At 72.3% G+C, this 9,341-nt stretch carries 9 protein-coding genes; 2 read left to right on the top strand and 7 right to left on the bottom strand.

Annotation, left to right across the window (positions count from 1 at the left end):
- Positions 1 to 54: 54 nt before the first annotated feature.
- Together IF46_RS0115735 and IF46_RS0115730 are read right to left on the bottom strand one after the other, a co-directional pair.
- Complete coding sequence (locus IF46_RS0115735) at positions 55 to 663, bottom strand: DedA family protein (protein WP_030489092.1); 609 nt, start codon at positions 661 to 663, stop codon at positions 55 to 57.
- Between the two features lie 98 nt (positions 664 to 761).
- On the bottom strand, positions 762 to 1,445 hold the full coding sequence (locus IF46_RS0115730) for a class I SAM-dependent methyltransferase (RefSeq protein ID WP_036392224.1): 684 nt from the start codon (positions 1,443 to 1,445) through the stop codon (positions 762 to 764).
- A gap of 193 nt (positions 1,446 to 1,638) precedes the next feature.
- Here IF46_RS0115730 and IF46_RS0115725 point away from each other — a divergent pair, with 193 nt between their 5' ends.
- Positions 1,639 to 1,842, top strand: a complete 204-nt coding sequence (locus tag IF46_RS0115725) for a cold-shock protein (RefSeq protein WP_007462771.1) — start codon at positions 1,639 to 1,641, stop codon at positions 1,840 to 1,842.
- A gap of 48 nt (positions 1,843 to 1,890) precedes the next feature.
- On the opposite strand, the gene IF46_RS0115720 is transcribed toward IF46_RS0115725, so the two are convergent.
- The 5 genes from IF46_RS0115720 to IF46_RS0115700 all read right to left on the bottom strand — a co-directional run bounded on the left by IF46_RS0115720 (position 1,891) and on the right by IF46_RS0115700 (position 7,086).
- On the bottom strand, positions 1,891 to 3,171 hold the full coding sequence (locus IF46_RS0115720; RefSeq protein ID WP_030489090.1) for an MFS transporter: 1,281 nt from the start codon (positions 3,169 to 3,171) through the stop codon (positions 1,891 to 1,893).
- Positions 3,168 to 3,743 carry an ArsR/SmtB family transcription factor gene (locus IF46_RS0115715; RefSeq protein WP_030489089.1) on the bottom strand — a complete coding sequence of 192 codons (576 nt, stop codon included), beginning with the start codon at positions 3,741 to 3,743 and terminating at the stop codon, positions 3,168 to 3,170. The genes IF46_RS0115720 and IF46_RS0115715 overlap by 4 nt, the downstream gene beginning before the upstream one ends.
- A gap of 110 nt (positions 3,744 to 3,853) precedes the next feature.
- Positions 3,854 to 4,729, bottom strand: a complete 876-nt coding sequence (locus IF46_RS0115710) for a hypothetical protein (protein ID WP_030489088.1) — start codon at positions 4,727 to 4,729, stop codon at positions 3,854 to 3,856.
- Positions 4,730 to 4,887: 158 nt separating this feature from the next.
- On the bottom strand, positions 4,888 to 6,567 hold the full coding sequence (locus IF46_RS0115705) for a CocE/NonD family hydrolase (protein ID WP_030489087.1): 1,680 nt from the start codon (positions 6,565 to 6,567) through the stop codon (positions 4,888 to 4,890).
- A 3-nt stretch (positions 6,568 to 6,570) separates the two neighbouring features.
- A complete protein-coding gene (locus IF46_RS0115700; protein WP_030489086.1) occupies positions 6,571 to 7,086 on the bottom strand; it encodes a MarR family winged helix-turn-helix transcriptional regulator in 516 nt (171 codons plus the stop codon).
- A gap of 123 nt (positions 7,087 to 7,209) precedes the next feature.
- Here IF46_RS0115700 and IF46_RS0115695 point away from each other — a divergent pair, with 123 nt between their 5' ends.
- Entirely contained in the window at positions 7,210 to 9,336 is a 2,127-nt protein-coding gene (locus tag IF46_RS0115695) for an MMPL family transporter (protein ID WP_030489085.1), read from the top strand.
- The last annotated feature ends 5 nt before the right edge of the window (positions 9,337 to 9,341 follow it).

The raw sequence follows: 9,341 nt of genomic DNA, 5'->3' as shown, positions 1-9,341 counted from the left end.
GCCCCCCCGCCCCCACCCACCGCAACCCGACCCCAGCGCCCCCACGCCCCCAGCTCAGCCAACAACAGCGAACAACCGCCGCCGCGCCCCCAGCAACACGATGGAAGCCAGCACCACCCCAACCCCCATCGTGACCAGCAGCGGGTTGGGCGCCCCGGGCAGCAGCCCGGCCACCGACCGGGACGCGGTGCCCAGGGCGAGGTAGAGACCGGCCCAGGCGGCCGCGCCGAGCGTCGCGCAGCCGAGGAATCGGCGGTACGACATCCGCAGCCCTCCGGCGGCCAGCGGCAGCAGCGCGTTGAACACGGGCAGGAACGGCGCGACGAGCATCATCCGGCCGCCTCCGCGCCGCAGGATCTCCTCCGCCGCGGTCCAGCGCGTCTCGCCGATCCATCCGCCGATGCGGCTGTGTCGCAGCCGGTCGGAGTAGCGGTGACCGATCAGGAAGCTCACCGACCAGCCGGCGAGGCAGCCGACCAGCACCGCGGTGAAGGTGGCCAGCCCGGTGGTCGGGCGGCCCACCCCGACGGCGGCGAGGATCGCGACGTCGCCGGGGATCAGAACACCCAGCAGGGGTACGGCGTCGAAGAGCATGACGAGGCCGAGCGCACCCATCAGCAGCAGAACCGGGAGTTCGCCGATCTGGGTCAGCCATTGCGTCATGCCTCGACGCTATGGCGTCGTACCACTTCGGACATCGGGTCGTTGCCCCGAGTGACCCCTGGTACCCGCCTCGGGGTCGACCCTGAGTAGGCACCGCCTCAGGCGGGTCGCAGCACCTGTACGCGCCGTAGCGACGAGTCGACCGACGGTTCGGTGGTGGGCACCGGGTAGTCGGCCAGCACGGTCAGGCAGTCCGTCGGTAGGTGCCCCCGGCCAGGGTCGCCGACCAGCACGTCGGCGCCTCCGGCGGCGGCTCTCTGCAGGAACGGCAGCATCCGGTCGGCCATCGCGCGGTCGTAGAAGACGTCCCCGGCGACGACCAGGTCGGCCTTCGCCTCGGTGTCGTCGAGCAGGTCCTCGCCGGTCGCGTCGACCGCCACCTCGTTGGCCCGCGCGTTGAGGGTGACGGCGGCCACGGCGTACGGGTCGATGTCGTTGGCGATCACCTCCGCGGCGCCGGCCAGCGCGGCGGCGATGGCCACCAGCCCGGACCCGGCGGCGAGGTCGAGCACCCGGCGACCGGCGGCCAGCTCCGGGTGGTCCAGGAGGTGGCGGGCCAGGGCCTGCCCGCCGGCCCAGGCGGACGCCCAGTACGGCGCCGGTAGGGCGTGCCCGGCGGCGGCTTCCATCCGGGCCCACCAGACGATCGCGTCCTCGGCCAGGTGCAGCCGCACCTCGGGGACGAACGGGGTGGGCATCAACCGGAGCCGGTCCAGACCGTCGCCGGGCGCGTCGATCTCGCGTTCCAGCTCGGTCAGCGCGTCGGCTGCGGGACTCTTCATCGGCGCAAGCATGCCCCAGTGGCGGGTGATCGGGGTGGGTTTCACATGCCGGCGCGCAGAGTTCACCCGACTTCACCAAAAGACCTACGGCACTTCGGCCAGCGGATTGGGGTTTTGCCCGTTACTGTCGAACAGGTACGGGCGATCATCGGCCAGAGGCCGAGGGTCAGCCGCTTTGAACAGGGAGAGATGCATGGCAACCGGCACGGTTAAGTGGTTCAACTCGGAAAAGGGCTTTGGCTTCATCGAGCAGGACGGTGGAGGGCCGGACGTGTTCGTCCACTACTCCGCCATCGCCTCGAGCGGCTACCGGGAGCTCAACGAGGGCCAGAAGGTCGAGTTCGAGGTGACCCAGGGGCAGAAGGGTCCGCAGGCGGACAACGTCCGCCCGATGTAGCTCCGTGCCGGTGACGGCGGTCGGTCTCCGTCCGCCGTCGCAGTGCACTCAAGACGCCACCGGGGCGGCGGGCAGGTCCCGCCGCCTCCGGATTGGCCCTACCAACAGAACCAGCGGGGTTAGCGCCAACCAGGCGGTCATCACGCCTATTGCCGTCCCGACGCCGTAGCGCGCCCCGATGGCTCCGGCCAGCACGGCTGCCACCGGGATCGTGCCGTAGTTAAGCAGATGCATGCTCACCGTCACCCGCCCCAGCAGATGGTGCGGTGTGTACGCCTGCCGGAACGCACCCTTGACGACGTTGCCGATGGCCACCCCGAGGCCGATCAACAGACCGCCGAGAGCCGGCCAGGCCAGCCCGACGCCGGGAGCGGCGAGTGGGATGAGCAGCGCGGGCGGGCCGGTGAGCCCCGCCGCGATCAGCAGAGCCCGTGCGGTGCCGCAGCGCCGAGCCACCATGGTGGCCAGGAGCGCTCCGATGATCCCCCCGGCGCTCATCACCCCGACCAGCCCGCCGACCAGGCCCGGTTCGAGCCGCAACTCGCGGACCAGGAAGACCACCAGGACGGCCTGGTAGCCGGTCAGCCCGATGTTGCTGGCCGCGCCGTAGACCGTGAGCACCCGCAGGTACGGGTCTCGGATGACGAAGCGCAGCCCTTCGGTGATGTCCCGGCGCAGTGACCGGGACCGCTCCGAGGGGCGTACGCGTGGTTCGCGGGTGCGGATCCGCAGCAGGAGCACCGCGGAGAGCAGGAACGTGAGCGCGTCCAGCACCAGCGCGGCGACGGCGCCGGTGAGCTGCGCGATCAGGCCGGCGAGGCCTGGCCCGACGACGTAGCTCACGGTCTGGGTCGCCTGGAGCTTCGCGTTGCCCTCGGGCAGTTGCCCGGGTCGAAGCAGCACCGGTAGGTAGACCTGGTCGGCGGTTTCGAAGAAGACCCGCGCGGTGCCCGCGCTGACGGCGACCACCAGCAGCTGCATCACGGTGAGGCGGTCCAGCAGGGCTGCCAGCGGCACGCTGAGGAAGGCCACCGCGCAGAGCAGGTCGCAGACCACCATCACCGGTCGGCGGGGCAGCCGGTCGACCCACGCGCCGGCCGGCAGACCGATCAGCAACCAGGGCAGCCAGGCCGCAGCGCTGAGCACCGCGACCTGGAAGGTGCCGGCGTCGAGGACGGCGACCGCGACCAGGGGCAACGCGACCGTGGTGACGTTGCTGCCGACGCTGCTGACCGCCTGGCCGGCCCAGAGCAGCCGGAAGTCGCGGTGCCGCAGCAACCCACCGGCTGGACGGACGTCGGTGGGGTCGCCGCGGGTGGCGGTGGTCACGGGCGGGCCGGGACGCCGTGGACGAACACGAAGACCGGCCGGCGGTCGGCGTCGTCGTCGGGCAGGTCCCGGTTGGCCCAGCGCGCGAGGACTTCGATCATCTCGCGGCTCAGCTCGGCCAACTCCTCGGGCGTGAGGCGCAGCCAGTGGTCGGTGGAGAATGGCGCGTCGTTCCAGGTGGCCTGGGTGGTCTCGTCGACGGCGTGCCAGGCCCGGGCCAGGGCGACGTGGCGGTCCAGGTTAAGCGAGGTGGCGGCGTCGGCGACCGCTCGGGAGGCCGGGTCGGCGTCGAAGTCGGCGTTGGACCAGCGCAGCCCTCGGGTGACCAGGCGCCACCATCGCTCGCGCCGGTCCCGCGCCAGCTCGGGCGCCTCGGTGACCAGGTCGGCGGCGGCGAGGACCTTGAGGTGATGGCTGACGTTCGCGGGGGCCTGGTCGGTGCGCTCGGCGAGCAGGCCGACGGTGGACGGCCCGTGGACCTTGAGCACGTCCATCAGCCGGCGACGTAATGGGTGGGCCATGGCGGCCAGCACTCGGGAGTCGGTGATCTGGCGTACGTCGGGGCTGTCCATGGCGACAGCCTGACATCCGCAAGAGCCATTGCGCAACATTCGCTGCCCAATGAATCTTGCGCGAGTGGTGCCCACGAGGGGCGGCCCGGCGGCTACGGGCCGCCCCTCGCTCAGGCGACCAGCCGGCGGGCCAACTCGTCGGCGACCTGCTTGGCCATGGTGGGCGGGATCGCGGCGGCGATCTTCTCCGGCGTCAGCGAGGCCAGCACGCCCGCCACAATCGCCGGCTCGTCGGTGAAGTCCTGGTTGGACAACGCGGTCAGTGCCGTCTGCATCGCGCTGATCTGGGCGGCGAGCGATTTCAGCGTCGGGTGCGCCGGGGTGTAGTTCGCGACGGTGGCGTCCTCACCCATCGCCATCCGGGTGTAGATCTGCCCGACCGGGTTGCGGCCATCCAACACGGTGAGGTTCTTGTGGACGGTGGCCAGCCAGTTGTGTTCTTCGGGGGTCATGTCGTCGTCCTCCAGGAGTCCGATGGAGCTGAGGTAGCGGCGGAACAGCGGCCGCTGGTCGCGGCCTGCCTTGATGGCGTCACGGAAGAAGCTGAAGTGGGTGTGCCAGCGGTGTGAGCTGTCGCCGCTGGTGCGCTTGCCGAGGCGATCCCACCGCTTCACCGTGGTGCCGTCGGGGCTGTAGATGATTTCCCGGATGTCCCGGGTGTCGGCCGCGTTCGCGGCGCACTGCGCGACACACCAGACCGAGAAGGTGGCCAGGGTGTTCGTACGGCCACCGGAGCGAACGTCGAACTGGCCGACGTCCAGCGCTGCGGCGTCGAGGGTCAGCCCGGCCCGGTCTCGGGGCGACTCGACCACCGAGTAGTCGTTGGTGACCACCCGGTCCGATCCGCAGTGGTAGCCGCCCCGGTGGGCTGAGTCGCCGACGATGCCGACCTCGCCCGGATCGAGGTCGTCAGGCCCGGGGGCGTTGTCGAGGTGAGTGAGGAGGAGGCTTCGGACGGCCAGAAGATTAGCCGGGGCCCGGGTCATGGGGTCCCCCTTTCCGAGAGGTGAGGACCGGGCACGACATCACACCGCGTACGCGGTGCTGGGCTTTGGACGAGCCCGGCCTACTGATGCACGGCGCCGGGCGTTGACTCAACCATAGCCCGCGTTTCCGACAAACGCCCAGCTCAGATGGGGTTTGTTCAGAATGGATATTCAGGCGGGGCAGAGTGGACGATCGGCAACAGCAGCGCTGAGGGGTGAGCCGGATCGTGCAGAACCTGCCGCCAGCCAGCACGCAGCGTCACCGCCACGCCGAGGGGCTCTCCGGTGCCGGGGTTGCGGGCCCAGCGCGGATGGGCGCCACCGGAGACCTGCACCCGCAGCCGGTGTCCGGCCGCGAACCGGTACGCGGTCGGCCAGAGCGGCACCGGAATCCGCAGCGCTCCGCAAGCGTCGGCCGGGAAGCGCTCGGGTGTGACCCGCACCAGACCGTCGCACACGTTCCACGAGCGACCCCGGCGGTCCACGTCGCACAATCGAACGAAGACGTCCAGGTACGGCAGGTCGCTGCGGACGTGGATCTCGGCGCGTACCGGGCCGATCACCTCGACCGGCCCGGTCAGCGGGGCGCTGGTGTAGGTCAGCACGTCGGGGCGGGCCTCGACACGCCGGTTGTCCACCGGGCCGGCCCGCTTCGCGACGAGCAGTGGACCACCCAGCGACGGGGTGGGGTCGGCGGGGTCGTAGCGGAGCGCGTCCGGTGTCGAGGCGACCGGCGGGCGCACCGCCAGCTCACCACCGGGATGCAGGTGCCAAGCGGTCTCGACCGCCGGCGGCGGCCAGTCCGACAGGTCCCGCCAGCCGCCGCCGGCACCGCTGACGTACAGCCGAACGGGCGGCACGGCGGGACGTGGCCACCCGCTCGGCGGCGGCGCGGCCGGCAGGTGCTCGTCGAGCCAGGCCAACCCCTCGCGCAGCGCGGCCACGAACAGGCCGGGGCTGCCGTGCGTCCACGGGCCGATCACCAGGCGCGGCGGTGTGCCGGCGGCGCGCAGAACGGCGTGGTCGTCGAGCTGGGCGGGCAGGAAGATGTCGTGCCACCCGGTGACCATGATCACCGGCGCCCGCACCTGGTTGACCTGGTCGGCGAAGACCCTCCTGCGCCAGTACGCGGCCTGCGGGGTGTGGTGGCGCAGCCACTCCTGGAAGAACGGGATGGTCACGCCGGTGGCCACCCGGTCGGCGTCGGTCAGTGGGAGGTGCTCCAGCGCGGCGGCCAGGCGGGGCTGCCCGCGCTTGAGCTCCCACTGCCGGGTCAGCCACGGCACGGTCTGCGCGTGCAGCAGCTCCGCCCAGGTCAGCACGGTGTCCAGGGCGAAGGACTCCCCCGCGTACGTCGAGTCCCGGGTGGCCGAGGCGGTCACCACCGCGACCATCGCACGCAGCTCCTCGCCGGCGTCGGCGGCCAGCGCCCACTGCGCGAAGCCCTGGTAGCTGACCCCGAACATGCCGAGCTGGCCGGACCACCAGGGCTGGCGGCGCAGCCAGTCCAGGGTGTCCACACCGTCGTCGCGCTCGTGCACCAGCGGGGCGAACGTCCCGCCGGAGCCGCCGGTGCCCCGGCACGACTGGATCACCGCGTGTCGACCTCGCGCGGCGAGCAGCCGACCGAGCAGCCGCAGCGGGCCGCCCCGCCCGTATGGGGTACGGATCAGCACGGTCGGCGCGTCCCGGACGCCCGGGGCGTAGTGATCGGTGCGCAGCACCACGCCGTCGCGGGCCCGGACCGGGATGTCGCGGGTGACCCGCACCGGGCCGGGGCGGGTCGGTGGCAGGCGCAGCGCGGCGCTGACGAGGCGGGTGACGAGCCGTTGCGGCACCGGTCAGCCCGTGGGGCGGCGGGGCGACTCGGGTCGGGCGGCGCGCACCTCGTCCCGGTGCCCCCGCAGTGACTCGCTCATCTCCGCCATGAACCGGTGCACCACCTCCAGCTCGTCCTCGCCGAAGCGGGCCATCACCGTGTCGGTACGGGCGCCCAGCGGCTGGAAGAACTCCATGGCCAGGGCGGCGCCCTGGTCGGCGTAGTGCAGCAGCACCTTGCGTCGGTCGGCGGTGTCCCGGTCCCGGCGGATGTGGCCGGCTCGCTCCAGCCGGTCGATCAGGGCCGTGACCGAGCCGGAGGAGAGGTTGAGCTGCTCGCCGAGGCGGCCGGGGGTGATCGGGTCACCGAGCAGCTCGGCGTCCATCACCGCGATCAACGCCTGGAGGTCGGTCGGGTTGAGCCCGTGCAGGTTGGCGAAGGCGTGGCCGACCTGCTGGGCGTCGACCGCGTACCGCCGGAGGTTGTTGGTGATCTCGGCGACCAGCTGCTCGCGGCGCGTGTCGCGCCGCCGGTACATGCCGTGAGTCGCCACCTCGCGCCGCTCTTCCCGTCGTCGGTCCCCCGAGTTGCAGCATAGAACAGCCCTCGATAATCTCGATTGTCGAGATACTCGGATTTCGAAAGACCTTGAGGTCATCTGATGTCTGTGTTCACCAGAGTCGCTCGCGGCCGGCTGGCCGCCTGGCTCACCGTGGCCGCCGCGATCGTCGTCGGCGCGGCCGTCTTCGGCACGCCCCAGCCGGACAACCCGGCACCGGTCTCCGCCACCGGCCTGTCCGTGCAGTGGCAGTCGACCCAGGTGCAGCGTCTGCAGGACCAACTGCCGTCGCGCGACGTGCAGCCGGCCATCGTGGTGATCAGCCGTGACGACGGCGGCGCGCTGAGCGAGGCCGACCGGGCCACCGTCGGCGCTCGCGCCGACGACCTACGCCGCTTCGCGGTGGGCGGGCAGGTCAGCCCCGCCCAGGTCTCCCCGGACGGCGCGGTGGCCCTCGTCGCCGTGCCGCTGGACACCGCCGGCGGGCAGGAGGTCGTCACCGACACAGTGACCCAGCTGCGCACCGCTCTGGCCGACCTGCCCGACGGGCTGACCGTCGAGGTGACCGGCGCCCCGGCCTTCACCGCCGACCTCTCCTCGGTCTTCGACGGCGCCGACGTCACCCTGCTCGCGGTCACCGCCGCCGTGGTCGCGCTGCTCCTGCTGATCACCTACCGCAGCCCGTTCCTGTGGATCGTGCCGCTCGCCGTGGTCGCCGCGACCGAGCAGCTCACCCTGCGCGCGGTGGACGTCATCGTGCCGGCCGTCGGCATCAACCTTCAGCAGGGTCAGGTCACCGGCATCGCCAGCGTGCTGGTCTTCGGCGCCGCCACCGATTACGCGCTGCTGCTCATCGCCCGCTACCGGGAGGAGCTGCGCCGCGCCGAGGACCGGTTCGCGGCGATGCGCGCCGCGCTGCGCCGCACCGCGGAGCCCATCCTCGCCAGTGGCGGCACCGTCGTGCTCGGCGTCCTCACCCTGCTGCTCAGTGAACAGGAGACCAACCGGGCTTTGGCGGTGGCCTGCGCCACCGGTGTGGTCTTCGCCATGCTCTCGGCCCTGTTCGTGCTCCCCGCCGTGCTGGTGCTCTTCGGGCGCGGCCTGTTCTGGCCGTTCGTGCCCCGGGTCGGCGGCCCGGTGCGCGAGGGCCGGCTCTGGGGTCGGCTCGGCGCGGCCGTGGAACGCCGCCCGGTGGTTGTCGCGACGCTGGCCACCCTGCTGCTCGGCGGCCTGGCACTGGGTGGGCTCGGCATCCGCACCGGCCTGTCCGAGACCGAACAGTTCCGGGCCGAGCCCGAGGCGGTGGCCGGGGCACAGACCCTGGCGCGGGCCTTCCCCGCCGGCAGCACCCAGCCGGTCGCCGTGATCACCACCCCGGCGGCGGTGCGGGCGGTCACCGACGCCGCCACCGCGGTGCCCGGAGTCGCCTCGGCGCGTCCCGGCGACGCCGGTGCGGCCGTCGCCCAGGTCGACGTGGTCCTCGACGCCGAACCCGGCACCACCGCCTCGGACCGCGCCATCGAGGCGCTGCGCGAGGCGGTCGCCGCCGTTCCCGGCTCCGCGCCGCCGGCCGCCGCCGGCGCCGACCCCCCGTCCGGCGCGATCGTCGGTGGTTCCGTGGCCGCCACGTACGACTCCGACGAGGCGAACGACCGTGACCTACGACTCATCCTGCCGATCATCCTGCTGCTGGTCGGCGCCGTGCTGGTGGTGCTGCTGCGCGGCCTGCTCGCACCGCTGCTGCTGGTGCTCACCGTGATCGCGTCGTTCTTCGCCAGCCTCGGCGCGGCCTGGCTGCTCTTCGACCACGTGCTGAACTTCCCCGCACTGGACAGCGGTGTGCTGCTGCTCGCCTTCGTGTTCCTGGTGGCGCTCGGGGTGGACTACAACATCTTCCTGGTCACCAGGGCCCGGGAGGACGCCCGCAGCGCCGGCACCCGCGACGGGATGCTCTCCGCCCTGCGGGTCACCGGCGGCGTGATCACCAGCGCCGGCGTGCTGCTCGCCGCCGTCTTCGCCGTGCTCGGCGTGCTGCCGCTGATCACGTTGACCCAGATCGGCATCATCGTCTGCATCGGCGTCCTGCTCGACACCCTGCTGGTCCGCACCGTCCTGGTGCCGGCGCTGGCGTTCCTGCTCGGCGAGCGCTTCTGGTGGCCCGGCCGGATCACGCGAGACCCGGTGGCGGTCCCCCCACGGTCACCGGAGCCGGTCGCCGCGCACGACTGACCGAC

The organism is Micromonospora chokoriensis (assembly GCF_000718555.1).
GTDB classification, from domain to species: Bacteria; Actinomycetota; Actinomycetes; order Mycobacteriales; family Micromonosporaceae; genus Micromonospora; species Micromonospora chokoriensis_B.
Note: the sequence above shows the minus strand (reverse complement) of the source record. Positions and strands in the feature narration are given on the sequence as shown.